The 19,271-nt window shown below is 72.8% G+C and carries 14 protein-coding genes and 1 pseudogene; 11 read left to right on the top strand and 4 right to left on the bottom strand.

Going from position 1 to position 19,271, the window contains the following annotated elements; translation table 11 throughout:
- Positions 1–21: 21 nt before the first annotated feature.
- A pseudogene (locus Acy02nite_RS19770) lies at positions 22–1,092 on the top strand (benzoate/H(+) symporter BenE family transporter); the annotation flags it as partial.
- Between the two features lie 27 nt (positions 1,093–1,119).
- Here the strand turns inward: Acy02nite_RS19770 and Acy02nite_RS19765 are convergent.
- Positions 1,120–1,836: a nicotinamide mononucleotide transporter family protein gene (locus Acy02nite_RS19765; protein WP_239175024.1), complete on the bottom strand. Its 717-nt coding sequence runs from the start codon at positions 1,834–1,836 to the stop codon at positions 1,120–1,122.
- Positions 1,837–1,894: 58 nt separating this feature from the next.
- On the opposite strand from Acy02nite_RS19765, the gene Acy02nite_RS19760 reads away from it, so the two are divergent.
- The 5 genes from Acy02nite_RS19760 (at position 1,895) to Acy02nite_RS19740 (ending at position 10,529) form a co-directional block, all read left to right on the top strand.
- Positions 1,895–2,896, top strand: a complete 1,002-nt coding sequence (locus tag Acy02nite_RS19760; protein WP_239175023.1) for a magnesium transporter CorA family protein — start codon at positions 1,895–1,897, stop codon at positions 2,894–2,896.
- 33 nt (positions 2,897–2,929) lie between these two features.
- Positions 2,930–3,574, top strand: a complete 645-nt coding sequence (locus Acy02nite_RS19755) for an ABC transporter ATP-binding protein (protein ID WP_203742611.1) — start codon at positions 2,930–2,932, stop codon at positions 3,572–3,574.
- Between the two features lie 89 nt (positions 3,575–3,663).
- Positions 3,664–6,657, top strand: a complete 2,994-nt coding sequence (locus Acy02nite_RS19750) for an FtsX-like permease family protein (protein ID WP_203742610.1) — start codon at positions 3,664–3,666, stop codon at positions 6,655–6,657.
- Entirely contained in the window at positions 6,654–9,590 is a 2,937-nt protein-coding gene (locus tag Acy02nite_RS19745; RefSeq protein WP_203742609.1) for an FtsX-like permease family protein, read from the top strand. Before Acy02nite_RS19750 ends, Acy02nite_RS19745 begins: the two co-directional genes overlap by 4 nt.
- A gap of 186 nt (positions 9,591–9,776) precedes the next feature.
- Positions 9,777–10,529 (top strand): DUF4142 domain-containing protein, encoded by a 753-nt coding sequence (locus tag Acy02nite_RS19740; RefSeq protein WP_239175022.1) that lies wholly within the window; start codon positions 9,777–9,779, stop codon positions 10,527–10,529.
- 146 nt (positions 10,530–10,675) lie between these two features.
- Here the strand turns inward: Acy02nite_RS19740 and Acy02nite_RS19735 are convergent, their stop codons facing one another.
- Positions 10,676–11,518, bottom strand: coding sequence for an ABC transporter ATP-binding protein (locus Acy02nite_RS19735; RefSeq protein WP_203742608.1), 843 nt, complete (start codon positions 11,516–11,518; stop codon positions 10,676–10,678).
- Between the two features lie 67 nt (positions 11,519–11,585).
- Between Acy02nite_RS19735 and Acy02nite_RS19730 the strand changes: the two genes are divergently transcribed.
- The 4 genes from Acy02nite_RS19730 to Acy02nite_RS19715 all read left to right on the top strand — a co-directional run bounded on the left by Acy02nite_RS19730 (position 11,586) and on the right by Acy02nite_RS19715 (position 17,174).
- Positions 11,586–12,524, top strand: coding sequence for a ribose-phosphate diphosphokinase (locus Acy02nite_RS19730; protein WP_203742607.1), 939 nt, complete (start codon positions 11,586–11,588; stop codon positions 12,522–12,524).
- Positions 12,525–12,614: 90 nt separating this feature from the next.
- Positions 12,615–14,648: a hybrid sensor histidine kinase/response regulator gene (locus tag Acy02nite_RS19725; RefSeq protein WP_239175021.1), complete on the top strand. Its 2,034-nt coding sequence runs from the start codon at positions 12,615–12,617 to the stop codon at positions 14,646–14,648.
- A 158-nt stretch (positions 14,649–14,806) separates the two neighbouring features.
- Positions 14,807–16,468 carry a serine/threonine-protein kinase gene (locus Acy02nite_RS19720; protein ID WP_203742604.1) on the top strand — a complete coding sequence of 554 codons (1,662 nt, stop codon included), beginning with the start codon at positions 14,807–14,809 and terminating at the stop codon, positions 16,466–16,468.
- A 46-nt stretch (positions 16,469–16,514) separates the two neighbouring features.
- Positions 16,515–17,174, top strand: a complete 660-nt coding sequence (locus Acy02nite_RS19715) for a hypothetical protein (RefSeq protein WP_203742602.1) — start codon at positions 16,515–16,517, stop codon at positions 17,172–17,174.
- A gap of 12 nt (positions 17,175–17,186) precedes the next feature.
- Here Acy02nite_RS19715 and Acy02nite_RS19710 read toward each other — a convergent pair whose 3' ends face one another.
- Both Acy02nite_RS19710 and Acy02nite_RS19705 read right to left on the bottom strand, forming a co-directional pair.
- On the bottom strand, positions 17,187–17,483 hold the full coding sequence (locus tag Acy02nite_RS19710) for a PLD nuclease N-terminal domain-containing protein (RefSeq protein WP_203742600.1): 297 nt from the start codon (positions 17,481–17,483) through the stop codon (positions 17,187–17,189).
- Between the two features lie 219 nt (positions 17,484–17,702).
- On the bottom strand, positions 17,703–18,488 hold the full coding sequence (locus tag Acy02nite_RS19705) for an SGNH/GDSL hydrolase family protein (protein WP_203742599.1): 786 nt from the start codon (positions 18,486–18,488) through the stop codon (positions 17,703–17,705).
- 242 nt (positions 18,489–18,730) lie between these two features.
- On the opposite strand from Acy02nite_RS19705, the gene Acy02nite_RS19700 reads away from it, so the two are divergent.
- Positions 18,731–19,108 (top strand): hypothetical protein, encoded by a 378-nt coding sequence (locus Acy02nite_RS19700; protein WP_203742598.1) that lies wholly within the window; start codon positions 18,731–18,733, stop codon positions 19,106–19,108.
- Positions 19,109–19,271: the final 163 nt, after the last annotated feature.

Genomic DNA, 19,271 nt, shown 5'->3' with positions numbered 1-19,271 from the left:
CGCCCGTGGTCGACTTCTCCCGTGAAGGTAAGTGCGGTGGTGGCCGGCCTCGTCGCCGTCCTGGTCTCGTTCTCCGGCCCGTTCGCGGTGGTGCTCGCCGCCGCCTCGGCCGCCCACCTGACGCCGGTCCAGATCACCTCGTGGGTCTGGGCCGTCGCCATCGGCAGCGGACTCTCCGGGCTGGTGCTGAGCCTGGTCACCCGGATGCCGGTGATCACCGCCTTCTCGACGCCGGGCGCGGCGCTGCTGGTCGGCTCGCTCGGCGCGTACCGGTATTCCGACGCGGTCGGCGCGTTCCTGTTCGCGGCGGCCGGGATGACGATCCTCGGCTTCTCCGGGCTGTTCGGCCGGATCCTCGCCAGGGTGCCGCGGGGCATCGTCGCGGCGATGCTGGCCGGGATCCTGCTCCCGTTCGCGCTGGACGCGTTCCGGCAGCTCCCGGGTGCGCCGGCGGTGGTCCTCGCGGTGCTCGCGGCGTACTTCCTGGGCCGGCGCCTCCTGCCGAACTACGCGGTGCTGCTGGCGCTCGGCGCGGGCTCGGTCACCGCCGCGTTGCGGCACGAGCTGCACCTGGGCGGGGTCAGCCTCGAACTGACGCTGCCACATCTGACCGTGCCGACGCTGAACTGGTCCGCCCTGGTCAGCATCGGGCTGCCCCTGCTGATCGTGACGATGGCCGGGCAGAACGCGCCGGGGCTCGCCGTCCTGCGGGTGAGTGGTTACCACCCGGATGATCGGCTGTTGCTCGGCGGGACCGGCATCGTGTCGGTGCTGCTCGCGCCGTTCGGCAGCCACGGGATCAACCTGGCCGCCATCACCGCGGCGATCTGCACCGGCGAGCAGGCACATCCCAACCCCCGCCTGCGGTACGTCGCCGGGGTGGCCTGCGGTTTCTTCTACCTGGTCTGCGGTTTCCTCGGGACCGGCCTGGTCGGCTTCTTCACGGCGCTGCCGAAGCCGCTGGTCGCCGCGGTCTGCGGGGTGGCCCTGCTCGGCGCGCTGCTGAGCAGCCTGGCCGGCGCGCTGGAGGACCGGACGTCGCGGGAGGGCGCCCTGGTGACGCTGGCCGCGACCGCCTCCGGGATGACCGTCGCGCACGTCGGCTCGGCGTTCTGGGGCCTACTCGCCGGTGTGGGCGTGCACCTTGTCCTGCAGTGGCGGCAGCGGCTGCCGCGAGATGCGCAGCCAGACGACGAAACCCCAGATCACGAAGCCGGCGTAGACCGCGTAGAGCACCGCTGACGGGTAGTAGCCGAAGTGCAGCAGCTCCGGGACGCCGACCAGGTCGACGGCGATCCAGCAGAGCCAGAACTCGACCCAGCCGCGGGCCATCGCGTACGTGGCGAGCATCGAACCGACGAAGATCCACGAGTCTGCCAGGTAGTACCACCAGGGCACCGGGAAACCCGCGCCGACCTCGCGGAACACGAAGAAGCAGGCGATCACGGCGAGGAGCGCTGCCGAGACCAGGACGAGCCGCTGCCGATGGCCGGCCCAGTGCGGCACCACCGCGACGCCCTGGCCGAGCCGGCGGTTGCGGCGCCACAGCCACCATCCGTACACGCTGGTGAGCAGGAAGAACACCTGGCGGGCGGCCTGGCCGTACAGGGGAGTGCCCTGGTCGTTGCCGACGGCCTGACCGAGGAAGACGGTGAACAGCAGAATGTTGCCGACGATGCCGACCGGCCAGGCCCAGGCGCTGCGGCGCAGGCCGAACAGCGCCGAGGAGAGGCCGAACGCGTTGCCGACGATCTCCCGCCAGTAGATCGCCTGATCCGCGGTCACCTGCCACTTGGCGGTGTAGAACGCGGTCAGCAGGTCATCGAGCCAAGTCACGGCTCATGGTAGGCCCAGGCGAGTTTCCGGCCGGTTTCCGCCCGGGCATAGTGAGGCGGTGACGACAGCGATCTCCTGCCCCGTGCGGACCCGCCTCTACCTGCGGGGGCGGGTGACGAGCCAGGATTTCGCGTACGAGGATCTGGCCGCCGGCCTGCGTGAACACCCCGACGCGGTGGCCTGGCTGGACCTGCTCGAGCCGTCCGCGGCGGACCTCGCCACCGTCGCCGCGGACTACGGGCTGCACCCGCTCGCGATCGAGGACGCCCTGGCCGAGCACGAGCGGCCCAAGCTCGACCGTTATCCCGATCACCTCTTCGTCAACGTCTACGCGGTCTCCGTGCCGAGCGCCGAGGAGAAACCGCGCAAGGTGGAGATCAGCGCCTTCGTCACCAAGCGGGTGCTGATCACCGTGCACAAGGACAAGGGCGACGTCGACCTGCTGACCGAGCGCTGGGACCGGGAGACCGACGCCGCGCTGGCCACCTCCGGGGGCATCGATTTCCTGCTGTACGGCCTTTTCGACGTCGTCGTCGACAGTCAGTACGCGGCCGCCCGCACGATCGACGAGTCGATGGACTCGATCGAGGACGCGATGCTGGGTGAGGGCGGCGCACCCCGTTCGGTGCGGCTGCGGGGTTTCGCCGTGCGCCGGACGCTGGCCCAGCTGCGTCGCGCGGTCGCGCCGATGGAGGACGTGGTCGCCCAGATGCTGCGGCCGGACGGTGACCTGGTCGACGACAGCCTGCGCCCCTACTACCGCGATGTCGAGGACCACGCCGAGCGCGCCCTCGAATCGATCGAGCACTCGCTGACCCGGGTCAACGAGCTGCTCGACGCCGACCTCGCCGAGCAGAGCAACGTCCTCAACGACGTCACCCGCAAGCTCGCCGCGTGGGCCGCGATCATCGCCGTGCCGACCGCACTGACCGGCTATTTCGGACAGAACCTGCCCTATCCCGGTTATCAGCAGCGCTGGGGTTTCGTCGAGAGCACGGTGCTGATCGTCGTGGCCGGCGGCGCCCTCTACTTCTACCTCAAGAAACGTGGCTGGCTGTAGTAACGTCCCTCATTGATCGGGGGTAGCGAATACATGGAACTGAAATCGGTGGATCTGGGGTATGCGAGCGGCGAGCCCGTCCTGCGTGGCGTGACCGTGACCGCCCGCCCCGGCGAGGTGCTGGCCGTCACCGGAACTTCCGGAGCCGGCAAGACGACTCTGCTCAACGCGATGGCCGGCCTGCTCCCGCCGCGGTCCGGCACGGTCACCGTGGACGGCTCGCCGCTCGGCGGGCGGGACGCCGCGGTCGGTCGCGGCGTCGTGCTGATCCCGCAGGAGAACGGGCTCGCCGCGATCCTGACCGCGGCCGAGAACGTGTCCGTCGCCGTGATCGCCACCGGCGGCTCGCCGGCCGACGCCCGCCGCCGGACAGCCGACGCGCTCGCCGCCGTCGGCCTCGCCGGCCAGGCCAACCAGCTGATCGAGGAGCTCTCCGGCGGTCAGCAGCAGCGCGCCGCGATCGCCCGCGGCCTGGCCCTGCAGGGTGTGGTGGTGCTCGCCGACGAGGTCACCAGCGAGCTGGACGCGGCGAACCGGCAGAAGGTCCTGGAGCTGCTCCGGGCCGAGGCGGACCGCGGCGCCACCGTGGTGCTGGCCACCCACGACCCGGAAGCGGCCGCCAGTTGCGACCGTGAGCTGCACCTGGCCGACGGGGTGGCCGGGTGGGCTCGGCCCTGACGCGCTCCGGTTGTCCACAGGGCGAAACTTCCGGACACCACGGAAGGCGATGAGCGCGTAACCTCCCCGGTGACCCGGGGGGAGGATCGATGTTCGCGCTCGTTCTCGGCGCGGTGCGGACCAGGACCGCGCAGGTGCTGACCATTCTCGTGCTGGCCCTGCTGGCCGCCGCCGTCGCGGTGGCCGGTCCCTGGTTCGCGTTCGCGGCCGCCGGCCGGTCCGCGGCCACCGACCTCGCCGCGGCGGACGCGGCCGAGCGGGTGGTCTCCGCCCAGCAGGCGATCACCACGCAGGGCGAGCCCGGCCCCGCGCTGGAGCAGTTCACCGCCCGGGTGCGCGAGGAGCTGCGGCTGCCGGTGACCCAGCCGACCGGCGGGCTCGCCATGTCGATGAACCTGCGGCAGGGCGCTGACGACGCCCCGATCCGGCTGGCCTACCGGGAGGGCCTCTGCGAGCACGTGCGCCTCGACGGCCCGTGCCCCTCCGCGCCGGGCGAGGGCGCGATCAGCGAGGAGACCGCCCGGCGGCTCGGCGTGGCCCGCGGCACCACCCTGGCGGCCGGGTCGTCACTGGTCAGTGGCGTGGTCGCGGTCAAGGTCGTCGCGCTCTACACCCGGCTCGACCCGGACGGGCCGTTCTGGGCGCCCGAGCTCGCCCACGCGGTCGCCGGTCTCGACCCGGTGTTCGTGCCGCTCACCGCGTTCCGGGAGAAACCACTCTGGAACCCCACGGCGACGTACGACGTGGTCCTGCCCGACGAGCTGATCCGCACCGACGGTGACCTGGCCGCCAAGCTGGCCGCCGCGGACAACCGGCTCGGCGTCGACGAGTTGCAGGTCACCGTCAACTCCCGGCGCCTGCTGTCCACCATCGAGCGGGATCGGTCCACGGTGCTGCGTGGCGTGCTCACCGCCGGGGTGCAGCTGATCGTCCTCACCTGGTTCGCGATCGGCCTCGCCGGGCGGTATACGTCGCGTGATCGCCGGGCCGACGCCGCCCTGCTCAAACTGCGCGGGGTGAGCCGCTCCGGCACACTGCGGCTGGCCTGGGGTCAGCACCTGGTGCCGCTCGTCGCCGGCGTGCTGCTCGGCGCGCCGGCCGGCTGGCTGCTGGCGCGTGCCCTGACCGGCCCGGTCACCGCGGCCGCCGACCAGCGGGCGGCGCTGATCTGGTCGGCGATCGCGGCCGGTGCGGTGCTGCTCGGCGGCCTCGCCGTCCTTGCCCTGGTCGAGGCGTCGCTGCTCGGCCGGCCGGTGGCGGTCCTGCTGCGCCCGGCAGCCGGCGGCGGCAACCCGTGGTGGTCGCTGCTGGCCGACGCGCTGCTGCTGACGATCGCCGCGGCCGCGCTCTTCCAGGCCGGCTCCGGCAGCCCGGTGGTGGGCGTGGACGCGGCCGCCCCGGCCCTGGTCGCGCTCGCCGTCGGCCTGGTCGCCGCCCGCCTGCTCGGCCGCACCGCCGCCCGCACCGGCCGGGTGGCGCTGCGCGGGGGGCGGCTGCGGCTCGGGCTGAGCGCTCTGCAGATCTCCCGCTCGGCCGGCGCGGAACGCCTGTTCGCGCTGATCGTGGTCGGGATCGCGCTGTTCGTGACGGCGGCCGGCGGCCAGTGGGCCGAGCGGGAGAGCCGTGCCGCCCGCAGCACCGCCGACCTGGGCGCGGTCCGGGTCCTCACGGTGCCCGGCACCAACCGCACCGCCCTGCTCGACGCGGTTCGCCGGGCCGACCCGGGCGGCCGCGAGGCGATGGCCGCCGTGGTCGGCCTCGACAACCAGCTGCGCGTGCTCGAGGTCGACACCACCCGGCTCGCCGCGGTCGCCGCCTGGCGAGCGGAGTACGGGGCGGTTGCCACGCTGCCGGCGACCACCGCCGCGGCGAACGAGCCCGGCCTGCCGCCGATCACCGGTAACCGGCTCACCCTGAGCTTCCGGCGGGACGGCCCGGAACCGGTCGCGCTCGGCCTGACCCTGCGCCACGAGGCCACCGGCGCGCCGGTCACCGTCTCGTTCGGCGTGCTCGGGGCCGGCGAGGGGACCGCGGTGGCGCCCGTGACCGGCTGCACCGCCGCGCCCGGCTGCCGCATCGTCAACTGGTCGCTGACCACCCCGCCGGACCAGAACGGGCGCAACCGGCCCCCGCCGCAGGGCGCCGCCGTCGCCCTGCGCGAGCTGCGGCAGGACGGCGCCGAGCCGGTCGTGCTGGACCGGGCCACGCTCGCCGACATCGGCCACTGGCGGCCCGGCACGGCCGGCTCAGCGCTCGACGTGGCCGCCGCGGACGGGACGTTGCGGCTGGCCGCCGACGACAACAGCGGCAACCTGCAGCACGTCGGGGCGCAACTGTGGGCGGCCGGCACGCGCGGGCCGGCGCCGGTGGTGCTGGCCGGGCCCGCCCCGGAGGACTGGCGGTACGGCGATGCGCTGCTCACCGCGTACGGGGAGCCGGCGCCGGTCCAGGTGACCGCGACCGTCCCCGCGCTGCCGGTGGTGGGCCGCTCCGGCGTGATGGTCGACCTGGACGTGACACGCCGGCTGGCCGGGGTCGCCGACGCCGGCGGTCAGTTCCAGGTCTGGCTCGCGCCCGGCGCCCCGCCCGGCATCGTCGACGCGCTGACCGCCGCGGGCCTGACCATCGGCACCGACACCACCGCCGGGCAGCGGGCCGACCGGCTCGGCGATCAGGGGCCGGCCGCGGTGGTCCGGTTCGCGCTGCTCGCCGGGACGGCCGCGATGCTGCTGGCCGCGGTGGCTGTCGCGGTCGGGGTGACCGCCGAGCGCCGCTCGCTCGGCGATCAGCTGCACGCTCTGCGCCACCAGGGACTGCCGGCCCGGGTCGCGGCGGCCGCCGGGTTCGCCGGGCCGGCCGCGCTGATCGTGGCCGGGGTCCTGACCGGGGTGCTGGCCGCGATCCTGAGCGTGGCGGCGACCGGCAGCCCGGTGCCCGACTTCACCGACGGCTGGCGGGTGCTGGGCGGGTTCACACCGCTGGCACCCGGCGTGACGGTGCTGGCAGCTCTCGCCGCGCTGGTGCTCTTCGGCCTGGTGGTCTGGTTGACCCTGCGCTCGCTGATCCGGGGGTTGCGGCGATGATGACGCTCGTTCTGGCGATGGTCTGGCACCGGCGTGGCCAGGCGATCACGCTCGCGCTGCTCTCCCTGCTGGCGGTGGCCTCGGCGGTGGCGGCTCCGGCGTACCTGATCGCGGTCGGCCGGGCGGTGGCCGCCGGCCAGATCGCGACGGCGTCGACCGGTGAGCTGACGCTGACCGTGCGCGGCGTGCAGGACACGACGACCGGCGGTGGCTCCGGGGACGAGTTCACCCAGATCGGCGGGGCCCTGATCGCGCTGCCCGGGTTCACGTACTACTACTCGCGGGAGACCCCGACGGTCGGCCTGGAGCAGACCGATCGGTACCCGTCGCGCCTGGTCTTCCGGCAGGACGTCTGCACGCATGTCCGGATCACCGCCGGGCGCTGCCTGTTCGGCGAGAGCGACGTGCTGGTCGGCGAGCAGACCGCGAAACGGCTCGGCCTGGCCCCGGGCGACGCGATCACGGTCTCCGCGGCGATCCCGGACAGCTCGGCCGGCGTCCCGCGGTATGTGGCCGCCGGCAAGCCGAAACCGCTGGTCGTCGCGGGAACCTACCAGGCTGTGCGGCCCGGGGAGACGTACTGGGGACGGCACGGCTACTTCGTCAGCGGCCCGGACGTCGGGCCGGGTGAGCCCCTCTTCACCACGTCGATGACGTTCCCGGCGATGGACCGGACCCGCACCGAGATGTCGATCGACGGCATCGCCGCGTCCGGGACGCTCGACGCCGGCCGGCTCGCCGGGCTGCGCTCCGAGCTCAACCGGCTGAACGACGCGGCGGCCGAGGTCGACGAGACCCTGCAGATCGACACCGACATCCCGCGCCTGCTGGACCGGATCGACGAGGGGCGCGCCGGGTCCCGGCTCCTGGTCCCGGTGCTGGCCGTGCCGCTGGTGCTGCTCGCCGGTTTCAGCATCTACCTGACCGTGGGGTATGGCGCCGAGGGCCGGCAGAGCGAGCTGGCCGTGGTCGCGCTGCGTGGCGCCCGGTGGTGGTCCCGCTGGTGGCTGGCCGCGGGGGAGAGCCTGATCGCGGTGCTGGCCGGGTCGGTGGCCGGCTGCCTCGCCGGGCAGCTGCTGATCAACGTGGTCGCCGCGATCCGGTTCCCGGGCATCGGCCAGGACGCCGACTGGTCGTCACTGCGCTACGCCCCGATCGCCGCCCTGATCGCGCTGCTCGCCGCCGTCGCGGCCCAGCGCCGCCAGCTGACCCGGCCGGTCGCCGGCCTGCTCCGGCGGATCCCCGCGCCCGGCTCCGGGCGGGTGCCGTTCGGCGAAGCGGTGCTGCTCGTGCTGGCCGTGCTCGCCGGCGGCCAGCTCTACCTGTCGAAGGGCTCGCTGACCGGGATCGGGCTGTTCGCACCCGCGTTCGTGCTGCTCGTCCTGGCCCTGCTGCTGTCACGGGCGCTGCTGCCGGTGATCGGCCGGGCCGCGGCCCGGGCGCTGCGCCGCGGCCGGCTCGGCCCCGCCCTGGCCGGCCTGCAACTGACCCGCCGGCCCGGCGCATCCCGGCTGTTCGCGTTGCTGGTGGCGGCCGCGGCGGTGGCCGGGTACGCGGGCTGCGCGGTCGACACCGGGGTGCGCGGCCGCGACACCCAGGCACGGCTCGGCTCCGGCGCGGAACGGGTGCTCTCCGTGGAGCCGGTCTCCGGGCGGCAACTGCTCGCCGCCGTCCGCGCCGCCGACCCGGACAAGACCTGGGCCATGGCGGTCACCCAGCTCTCCAGCGGCGGGGACACCGCGGTGACCGGCCTGGTGGTGGACGCGGCGGCCCTGGAGAAGGTGGCCATCTGGCCGTCGGACGGGCCTTCCGCGCGTACGGTCGCGGAGCGGCTCCGGCCGGTCGACGCGCAACCGACGGTGATCGACGGGCCCGAGCTTGCCGTCGACGTCACCAGCAGCAGCGACAAGTTGCAGCTCTCGGTGTCGGTCTCCTCCGTCAGCGGCGAGACGGTGGTGGATCTGGGGCGGCTGCGGGCCGGGCGGGCGACGTACCGGCAACGGCCGCAGGTCTGCGCCGGCGGCTGCCGGATCAACGGCATCCAGGTCGGCGGGAGTGGGCGGGACAAGGTCAAGGCCCAGCTGGTGATCCACTCGCTGGGGGACAGGTGGGCGGTCTCCGGCAAGGCGGCCCGGCTCACGACCGGCCCGGAAGGCCTCGCGCTCGAGCTCGACGTCTCGCCGGCGTACGCGGAGGTGGCCCGGCTCCGACCGGCCGGGGTGCCGGATCCGCTGCCCGTCGCGTACGCGGGAGGGGCTCCCGAGGTGGTCCAGGGACTGGCCGACGACCCGGTGCGGATGACGCCGGCCGCGGCGCTGCCGGTGGTGCCGAGCCTCGGGCGCCAGGCGTGGATGGCCGACCTGGGATACGTCGGCATGCTCGCCTCCGGGACCCGGCGCGCGGCGGCGGCGCAGGTCTGGCTGAACCGGGCGGCACCGGCCGACGCGATCGACCGGCTCACCGCGCAGGGACTCACCGTCCTCGACGACACCGGGACAGCGGCGGTACGGGAGCGGCTGGATCAGCAGGGGCCGGCGCTGTCACTCGGGTTCTACCTGCTCGCCGCCGGGCTGGCGACGCTGCTCGGCGTGGGCGCGCTGGTGCTGACCGTGGCCGTGGACCGGGGGCGGCGGGCCGAGGACCTGATCGCGATGCGGGTCCAGGGTCTGCGGCGGGGACCGGCCGGGCAGGCGACCTTCTGGACGTACCCGGTGCTGGTCACGGCGGCGGTCGTGGCCGGGATGCTGGTCGGGTTCGCGGGCTGGTGGCTGACCGGGTGGGCGCTGCCGCTGGCCGGGGTGAACCCGCCGGACCTGCCGCTGCCGGGGCAGCCGCGGGCCGGGGTGCTGGCCTGGTGGGCGGCCGCGATCCTGCTGCCGTACCTGGTGGCCGCGGTGCTCGGCGGCCGTGACCTGCGCCGCCGGGTCGGCTGATCCGCACATACCGGGTCACGAGATTTCTCGCCAGAGCCGAAAGACCCTGGCGAGATTGATCCACGGGCGTTCCTGATCCGTTCTCGTGCATGAACAAGCTTTGCGAGAGCTGTGGAGGAGGTTCGTGTGGTCGCCATCGAACTGGGAACGCGTCTGCGTCACGTGACGTGGGCTGCCTTTGCGGTAGTGGCGTTGTTGCTCCTGCCGCCGCGCGCGGCGCAGGCCGCCGAGGACCCGGGCGTGCCGGTGCCGCCGAACCAGCTGATCACCGACACCGGCGAGGGCGAGGTCTCCGCGGCAGACCGGGACTTCGCGAACAAGGTGCGGCTCGCCGGGCTCTGGGAGATGCCGGCCGGCCAGATGGCCCAGGAGAAGTCGGACGACCCGCGGATCAAGTCGATCGGCAAGGAGATCGCGGCGCAGCACACCGTGCTCGACCAGATGGTGCGGACCGCCGCCAAGAAGCTCGACCTCGACCTGCCCGACAAGCCGAACGCCGACCAGCAGGGCTGGCTCGGCGAGATGCGCGCCGCCGAGGGCAAGGAGTTCGACCAGATCTTCGTGGACCGGCTGCGGGCCGCGCACGGCAAGATCTTCCCGGCGATCGCGACGATCCGGGCGAGCACCCGCAACGACACGATCCGGAAGCTGGCGCAGCGGACCAACCAGTTCGTGGCGACGCACCTGACCCTGCTGGAGAGCAGCACGCTGGTCGACTTCGACGAGCTGCCGACCGCGCCGCCGCCGGCCGCCGCCACGGCTTCGGCCAAGGACACCACGGCGGTGCTCTCCGCGAACCAGACCGCGACCGGTCAGCAGTCGTCGCAGGTGACCACCCCGGTGGTTGCGATCGTGGTCGTCGCGGCGTTCGGGGTCGCCTTCCTGGTAACCCGCAAGATGTGGCCGAGCAATTCCCGCCGTCGCCGCCGCTACTACTGACCGGCCGGTGCGCCAGTGCCGGGTCTCGGCTGGCGCTCACGGCTGGAAAACGCTCGTTCCGGGACCATGAGTGCCAGCCGGGATGCGGTGGCGCTGCAGGGGAGGGAGCTGCGGCGGGGGTTGCGTCGGTTACGGACTTGTGCGGGTCAGGCGGCGGTCTCGGAGCTGCCGGGGACGAGGGTGACCTCGCCGTCGATGTGCTGGACGGTGAACAGCGTCCCGGGCGGATAGGAGCCGAGGACCTCGGGCGGGAGCTGGACCGTGCCGTCGCCGGCGACCACCGCGAAGTCCTGCCCGTCGCGGCCCTCCGCCCCGACCCGGCCGTCGCGGATGGTGACCGCCCGGCCCAGGCGCGCCCCGACCTCGTTGTCGTGGGTCACCACCACGATCGTGGTCTCCCGCTCCTGGTTCACCGTTTCGAGTGCGTCCAGCACCTCGTCGCGGCCGGCCGTGTCCAGCCGGCTCGTCGGCTCATCGACCAGCAGCAGCCCCGGGCCGGTCGCGATGCCGACCGCGAGCGCGGCCCGCTGACGGCCGCCGGGGGTCAGGTCGGCCAGCTTGCGACGGCCCTGACCAGGCAATCCGACCAGGTCGAGGATGCGGTCGGGATCGTCGAGCTTGATGCCCCGGGTGTGCGCCGCGCGGCGTTGCGCGAGCCAGATGTTGCGGTGCAGCGTCGCGTACGGCAAGAGGTTGCGCGCCGCGCCCTGCAGCACCACCCCGATCTCGGTGCCGCGGAGCCGGGAGATCTCACTGTCGGCGAGCTTGCCCAGATCGTAGGTGCCGACGTTGATCCGCCCCGCTGACGGGCGCATCAGGCCCGCGAGCAGCGCGATCAGCGTCGACTTGCCGGACCCGGAGGGCCCGACCAGGGCAAGTGTCTCCCCGGGGGCGATGGAGAGGTCGACCCCGGCCAAAGCCACCACGTCCCCCGCCTCGGCGCGGTAGATGTGCACCACGCGCCGGCACGCGACCGCCAGTCCGTTCATGAGAGCACGCTAGCGTCGACCGAGGTGTCCTGACGACCCCGTACCGCGCGCCTCTTAGCATGTGCCCGTGCGCGACATCGCCGTTTTCACCGGATCCGCCCATCCCGACCTGGCCGCGGAGATCTGCGAGCACCTCGGGGTGCCGCTTCTGCCGACCAGGATCTCCCGGTTCGCCAACGACTGCATCGAGGTGCAGCTGGAGGGGAACTGCCGGGAACGCGACGTGTTCCTGATCCAGCCGCTCGTCCCCCCGACCCAGGAGCATCTCGCCGAGCTGCTCTTCATGCTCGACGCGGCCCGTGGCGCGTCGGCCGGCCGGATCACCGTGGTCCTGCCGCACTACGCCTACGCCCGCTCGGACAAGAAGGACGCCCCGCGCATCTCGATAGGCGGGCGCCTGGTCGCCGACCTGCTCACCACGGCCGGCGCCAACCGGGTGCTGGCCATGACCCTGCACTCCCCGCAGGTGCACGGCTTCTTCAGCATCCCGGTGGACCACCTGCACGCGCTGCGCGAGCTGGCCCACCACTTCCGGGGCTACGACCTGAGCAACACCGTGGTGGTCTCGCCGGACCTGGGCAACGCCAAGGAGGCGGCGGCCTTCGCCCGGCTGCTCGGCATCGAGGTCGCGGCCGGCGCGAAGCAGCGGTTCGCCGACGACAAGGTGGTGATCAACTCGATCATCGGTGAGGTCGGCGACCGGGACGTGATCGTGCTCGACGACGAGATCGCCAAGGGCAGCACGGTCTTCGAGCTGCTCGCCCGGCTGCGTGAGCGCAACGTCCGCAGCGTCCGGGTGGCGTGCACGCACGGCCTGCTCACCAACGACGCGGTGCAGCGACTGGCCGCGGAGAAGGAGGTCGAGGAGATCGTCTGCACCAACACGGTGCCGATCCCGCCGTCCAAGCGGCACCCGAAGCTGACGGTGATCTCGGTGGCGTCCGCGCTGGCCGAGGCGATGCGCAGGATCCACAACGGCGAATCGGTGAGCGCCCTCTTCCACTGAGAGAGCACCGCCACCAAGAAAGCGTCGCCGGATTCCGCCGAACACCCCGCACGCCCGTCACTCAACACGAAAAATGTGCACATGGGTGTCATGGCTTACCCCCTCCGGTACGCGCTCGCCGATCTTGCCCTCGCGCTCAGCCGCGCCGCGGCGGATCCGGCCGAGGTGCGATCCACCGCTGCCCGTGCCGCCGCCGACATGATCGGTGACGGCGCGGGCGTCCAACTGCTGCGCGACGACGGCCACTACGAGCAGATCGCGTACCACCACCTGGAGGACAGCCGTTCCGGGCCGCTGGCGCGGGCGCTGAACCGGGCCGGCCAGGCGCCCGACGACGAGTACTCCACCACGCTCGCGGCCAGCCGGCGCCCGATCGTGCTGGCCGGGGACTCGGCGGCCGCGCTGGCCACCCCGGAGCACGGCATCACGGCCGCGGTGATGTGCCCGGTGATCGTCGACAACACGTACGCCGGATATCTGATCCTGACCCGGCACACGCCCGACGCCTTCTACTCGACGCCGGAGGTGGAACTCGCCCGGGACATCGCGGGTGAGCTCTCGCTCGCGGTGGCCGGCGCCCGCGCGCAGGAGCGGCTGCGCGCGGCGGAGGAGCGCTACCGCCGGGTCCTGGAGACGATCCCGGAGGGGGTGCTGCAGCTCGACCCGGAAGGCGTGGCGACCTACGCGAACGAGCCGATCGGCGTGGTCCTGGGCATGCCCCGCAGCGAGCTGATCGGGGTGTCGCTGCGCGGCTTCCTGGACAACGTGGGCCAGAAGGAGCTGGACCGCCGGATCGTCGAGTGCAAGCAGGGCCGGTCCACGGTCGGCGCCACCCGGATGATGCGCGCCGACGGATCCCGGCGCAGTGTGCGGATGAGCATGATGCCGGTCCGCGACGACAACGGCGAGTTCGGCGGCGTGCTCTGCATGATCACCGACACCACCGACCACATCGACGCCCGCGGCCTCAAGCGGCAGCTCGACCACCTGCGCCGGCTGGACAGCCTGGGCCAGCTGATCGGTGGCCTGTCGCACGACTTCAACAACCTGATGACGGTGGTGGCGGGCTCGGCCGACATGATCCTGTCGCAGACCGAGGAGGGCTCCTCGCAGCACGCGCTGGCCAAGGACATCATGGACGCGGTGTCGACCGGCCGCACCCTCACGCACCAGCTGCTGGCGTTCGGGCGCAGCGAGGGGAACCGGCCGGAAGTCATCCCGATCCCGGATCTGCTCACCGACGTGCAGTCGCTGTTCTCCCGGACCCTCGGGGAGCGGATCGGGCTGGACCTGACCTTCGGCCCGGATGTCTGGCCGGTGAAGGCGGAACGCGGCCCGCTGGAACAGGCCCTGGTCAACCTGGCCGCGAACGCCCGGGACGCGATGCTGCACGGCGGCATGGTCCGGGTCGCGGCCACCAACGAGGTGGTCGAGCCGGGTCAGCTCGCCGAGGGCGCGCCGAACGGCAAACTGGTGCATCTGGTCGTCACCGACACCGGCGTCGGGATGGAGGAGGAGATCCGCAAGCGGGCCCTCGAACCGTTCTTCACCACCCGTCCGACCGCCGCGGGCCTGGGCCTGGCCACCACCGCCGGCATCGTGCAGAACCTGGGCGGCCACATCGAGCTGGAGTCGCGGCCGCGGATCGGCACCACGGTGCACATCTACCTGCCGGCCGCCGAGGAGCAGAAGCAGCCGGCGGGCGAGGGCAAGACCAGGTCCGCGGTGATCGGCCGGGTGCTGATCGTCGAGGATCAGCCGGATGTGGCCCAGCTCGTGCAGCGGCTGATCGCGCCGGCCGGCTACGAGATCGCGGTCGCCACCGACGCGCTCACGGCGGTCACCCAGGTCGCCTCGGGGGCCCGGCCGGACCTGCTGATCACCGACGTGGTGATGCCGACGATGACCGGGCCGGAGCTGGCCGGGGCGCTGCGCACGCACCAGCCGGACCTGCCGGTGCTCTACATGTCCGGCTACACCGCGGCGTCGCTCGGCCCGCAGCTGCATCTGGACGAGAACAGCATGCTGCTGGAGAAGCCGTTCACCCGGTCCACGCTGCTGGGCGCGATCCGGTCGCTGTGCGGCCCGCAGCCGAACCCGGCCGGCTCGGGAACCGGCGGGTAGCGGGGTCCGATCGGCTGAACGACATCGGCGGGGATTCGTGACGGTTCGGGGGCCAGTCCTCCCGGACCGTGCGAATATGCCCGCGAAGACTTGCCAGTTCATGCGGACAAATCGCAATATCTCGGGGCATTGCCGTCAGGCGGAAGGATCCCCGAGTAATGCAGGATTCCACGGACAGCGAGCCACTCGCCGGACGGAGTGTCGGTAGTTCGTACCGGCTCGTGAAACCGATCGGGCAGGGCGCGACCGGCACCGTCTGGGAGGGCGTCGAGAGCGCCACCGGCGAACCGGTCGCCGTGAAGCTGCTGCACGAGAGCCTGCTGCGCCAGCCGCGGCTGGTCACCCGGTTCGTGCAGGAGCGCACGATCCTGCTGATGCTGCGGCACCGCAACGTGGTCCGGGTCCGCGACCTGTTCAGCGTCGGCGAGACCCTCGGCCTGGTGATGGACCTGGTGGCCGGCGGCAGCCTGCGCGGCCACCTGGAACGGGTGCGGACCGTGCCGCCCGCCGAGGCTGCCCGGCTCGCCGCCCAGGTCGCCGACGCGCTCGCCGAGGCGCACGAGCTGGGCATCATCCACCGGGACCTGAAACCGGACAACATCCTGGTGCTGCAACGCGACGGGAGGCTCGACACCCGGCTGACCGATTTCGGCATCGCCCGGATCCTCAACGTGCCGAGCATGACCACGCCCAACGCGGTGGTCGGCACGCCGCACTACATGGCGCCCGAGGCGTTCCACGGGGCGACCCCGAGCCCGGCCACCGACGTGTACGCGCTGGGAGTGCTGCTCTACGAGCTGGTCTCCGGGCAACCGCCGTACCTGAGCGACTCGGTGCCCGAGCTGATGCGCATGCACGCCGAGGGCCGCCCGGAACGCCGCGACGGCATCCCCGACGAGCTGTGGAAACTGATCAGATCCTGCCTCTCCGCCAAGTCCCGCCAGCGCCCGGCCGCGCCCTCGCTCGTCCGCGAGCTGCGGATGCTGGCTCGCAAGCTCGACGGGGTCCCGGCGCTGCCGCCGCCCGAGGCGCCGCGCCTGCCGCCGGCCGACCCGGACGACATGGCGGTCGACCCGCCCGAGCTGCGCCGTGCCGTCCAGCCGCCGCGGCCCGGCCGGCACGCGGTGGCGCCACCGGCCCGCCGCCCCCGCAACGCCGCGCCGGGCCATCGCTGGATCCGCTCCAGCGCGACCGCCGCGATCCTCGCCGGGGTGCTGCTCGCGACCGGCGTGACCACCTCGGTCCGGCGCCTCGCTCCCGATCAGGGCGCCGCCCGGCCGACACCCACGGCCGCGCCCTCCAGCCATCCGGTCCCGGCCGCGGCGCCGGCGAGCGCGAGGCACGCCGCACCCTCGAAGAAGCCGCGGTCCAAGGCCGCTTCGCCGACCAGAAAGCCGATTCGCGTACGGACGAAGCCGGCCGTCGAAACTCGGAAACCGCATCCCGAGCGGGACGTCCGGGGCCCGTGGCAGTGCGCGCCCGGCCTGATGATCGACCTGGCCACGCGCAGCCCGCTGGCCCCGCGCCCGTGCCACTCGCTCGGCCGCACCGTGCAGTTCCAGGCGTCGCTGACCGCGCCGGCCGGTGGACGCGCGCGCATCGAGGTGACCCTGCGCGACGCCGACACGGGGCGGACCGTTGCCGGACCGGCCACGTGCGACGGGCTCGCGTTCACCCAGGGATCGATGACCCGGGAGTGCGGGCCGGCGGGCGCCGCACCCCGGCGGGGACGCAACTACACGGTCGTGATGGCGTTCCGCTACGAGCGCGACGGGCGTACCGCTACCAGTACCGCGAGGGGGCGGGTCTTCCAGTGGTGACCTGAGCCACTAAGATCCATCGATACGCCGGGAGGGGGTTTCCGCGATGAGCTTTGATCTGTACGTCTGGCACGAGCCGGAGGCGATCACGCCCGGGCTCGCCGAGAGCAAGCTGCGACGCCGGCACGACGGGGAACCGGGGATGTTCCGGCCCCACCCCGCGGTGCGCCGGCTGCACGACGACCTGGTCAGACTCTTCCCGCCGGGCTCCGGCGCGTGGAGCGTCACCCCGGAGCCGTCCGACACGCTGCTCGCCCTGACCATCGCCTGGTCCCGCGCCGGCGAGGTGGGGGCGGCCGTGGTGGCGCTCGCCCGGGAGCACGGCCTGGTCTGCTACGAGCCGCAGTCCCACCTGCTGAACCCGAACGCCGCCGGGCACATCGCCGGGTTCACGCTCAGCTCGGCCGGGGCCGAGGATCCCGACCCGACCCCGGAACGCATCGAGGGGCGGATCCGGGCGCTCGGGCCGGACGACCACTTCCTGATCCTGGAACGGGCCGACGGATGGTTCGTGCAGGTGGGATATGGGCCGGCGGCGGGCGCGGAGCCGGGGCGGTACGCCCTGGAGTATCGGGAGGGTCATCCCGAGAAGCACTACCGGACCGAGACCGCGGATCCGGACGAGGCCACACGCCTGCTGACCGACTTCCTGGCGGGGGACGAGGCCTACAAGCGCCGGCACGTCTGGCGGCCGCTGTTCACCTGAGCCGCCGGCCGTTCAGCGGTTGCGGATCGACTCGGCGAGCATCCGGAGGAACTCCGGGTCGTCGTCGGGGCCGATCGGCACTGCCTGCGTGGGCAGCGCCGGGCCCGCGGCGCCCGGCCCCGTGTTGATCGTGCGGCCGGCGCGGAACCACGCGATCGGGCCGGCCACCGGGCAGAGCACGACGAGGGCCAGCCAGGCGTTGCGCGGGAAGTGCTGCACGCGGTCGCGGTCGGTGACCAGGCAGTCGATCACCGCGACCACGGTCAGCGCGACGGTGACGAGGAAGAGCAGCAGGTTCAGGCGGGCCATGCCGGGAGATTCTGCCGACCGGCGGCGGCCACCCGGGTTCGTGACCGGTTGTCATGCCGTTGCGGTCGGTCGTAAGCGCCGGCTCGCCCGGCGGCGCCGTTGCGGCCCGGTGCCCGGCGGCGTCGCGGATGCGCGCCACGGGCGCGGGGTCTTGGCGTACCGGGAGAAGCCTTTGATCGTGGGCGGCGGGTTCGTCGTCACCCGCCGCCCGGCGATCGGTCAGGAGACGGCGCTGGTCAGGGCGGGTAGGTAGCCGAGCGTGTAACCGTTGGCGTTCGGATGGTACGAGTTCTGCGGCGGGATGATCGTCAATCCGTTGAGGTACGGTCTCGCCGCGCACACGCCGTGTCCGGTGAAGTTCCCGCGGACGTCGGCGAAGGTGAAGCCGAACGCGGTCGCCCGTGCCTTGATCATGTCGTCGAGGGTCTGGGCACCGCTGTTGATGGCCTTGCGCTTGGTCATGCTCATCTCGCAGAGCGCGGCCGAGGTGTCGAAGATGTTCGGGTAGGAGAGCACGACCACCTTCGCGCCGGGGGCCTTGTTCCTGATCGCGGTGTAGGTGGCGTTCAGCTTGCCGGGCAGGGTGTTCGCGACGTAGGCCTTGCCCTCGTTCACCTTCGCGGTGCACGTGGCGTCGCTGCTGGTCAGGCATGTGAGCACGGTCGGGGCGAAACCGGCGTCGTTGCCGCCGATGGTGATGCTGACCAGGTCGGCGCCGCTCTTCATGGCCGGCACCTGGCTGTCGAGCACGTCGTCGGTTTCCGCGCCGCTGCAGGCCAGGAACTGGAACGTGGCGGGGCTGTTCCTGGTCGCCCACTGCGCCGCGTAGCTGTAGTTGCTACGCAGGCAGAGGCCTGATTGCCCGGGCGCGCCGACCCCGGACGAGTAGGAGTCGCCGAGGGCGACGTAGTCGACGCCGGCCGCCTGGGCGGGGGATGCGGCGGCGACGGTGAGCGCGAGGACGGACGAGGAGACGAGACAGGCGAGGACGGTAGCCCTACTCATCGGTGGCCTCCGATATCCATATGCGGATCTCTGGGGCCGAAGCGCTTCGGTTACCGCACAGTAAGTCAAGGTGGAGAGAAATGGAATCCAGTGATTTTCCCGTTACATGGGAGTAACATGCATCGATGTGACCTGGGGTTATCGCCTTGGGTGATGTTACATGGGCAGATCGTGACGGGCTCTCAACCGCTGCGAAGCGGCTCTTCAGCGTGTCTCCAGATTGGCGCGTTACGTTCGATCGCATGGAAGAGAACCGGGCCCGCCGCGTCGTCGAGCAGCTGCGCGGGCGCAACGTCTTCGCCCATCTGAAACTTCCGTATGCCGGCCTCACGCAGTACGGGATTCGCGTCGTCATGCCCGACGGGCGCGAGGCGGTCTGGGACAACGACGGGACCGCGGGGCTCGAGGCGCAGGTCATGCGGGACGGGGTCCTGGTCGGGTTCGTGCCGTCGATCCCCGGCTCGGAAAGCTTCACCGACGAGCAGATCGTCGACGCCATCGCCGCCGCGGACTATGACCAGCCGATCGGGCGTTCGTCGCCGTCCGCCAACCGGCGCCCGACACCGCCGCCTCCGCCGCCGAGCCTGGCGCAGCGCTTGCGCACGACGTTCGGCGGCTGACGGGCCAGGCGCTGACCTTCCGGTCGCTGTGCCCGCGCTTGCTTCTTCCGGGTACGGCCGTGGCCCGCGCCCGCGCTTGCTTCTCCGGGTACGGCCGCGGCCCGCGCCCGCGCTCTCCGCGCCGCTACCTCCGCCGTGCTCCCGCCCCTGCCGCGCCGCCGCC

This window comes from Actinoplanes cyaneus, from assembly GCF_016862095.1.
GTDB lineage: Bacteria > Actinomycetota > Actinomycetes > Mycobacteriales > Micromonosporaceae > Actinoplanes > Actinoplanes cyaneus.
Note: the sequence above shows the minus strand (reverse complement) of the source record. Positions and strands in the feature narration are given on the sequence as shown.

Bases quoted from the DNA above. Each gene is read 5' to 3' on its own strand.
- Acy02nite_RS19720 (WP_203742604.1), top strand. From the start codon at position 14,807: ATGCAGGATTCCACGGACAGCGAGCCACTCGCCGGACGGAGTGTCGGT.
- Acy02nite_RS19700 (WP_203742598.1), top strand. From the start codon at position 18,731: ATGGAAGAGAACCGGGCCCGCCGCGTCGTCGAGCAGCTGCGCGGGCGC.
- Acy02nite_RS19735 (WP_203742608.1), bottom strand. From the start codon at position 11,518: ATGAACGGACTGGCGGTCGCGTGCCGGCGCGTGGTGCACATCTACCGC.
- Acy02nite_RS19710 (WP_203742600.1), bottom strand. From the start codon at position 17,483: ATGGCCCGCCTGAACCTGCTGCTCTTCCTCGTCACCGTCGCGCTGACC.
- Acy02nite_RS19705 (WP_203742599.1), bottom strand. From the start codon at position 18,488: ATGAGTAGGGCTACCGTCCTCGCCTGTCTCGTCTCCTCGTCCGTCCTC.
- Acy02nite_RS19750 (WP_203742610.1), top strand. From the start codon at position 3,664: ATGTTCGCGCTCGTTCTCGGCGCGGTGCGGACCAGGACCGCGCAGGTG.
- Acy02nite_RS19725 (WP_239175021.1), top strand. From the start codon at position 12,615: ATGGCTTACCCCCTCCGGTACGCGCTCGCCGATCTTGCCCTCGCGCTC.
- Acy02nite_RS19715 (WP_203742602.1), top strand. From the start codon at position 16,515: ATGAGCTTTGATCTGTACGTCTGGCACGAGCCGGAGGCGATCACGCCC.
- Acy02nite_RS19745 (WP_203742609.1), top strand. From the start codon at position 6,654: ATGATGACGCTCGTTCTGGCGATGGTCTGGCACCGGCGTGGCCAGGCG.
- Acy02nite_RS19755 (WP_203742611.1), top strand. From the start codon at position 2,930: ATGGAACTGAAATCGGTGGATCTGGGGTATGCGAGCGGCGAGCCCGTC.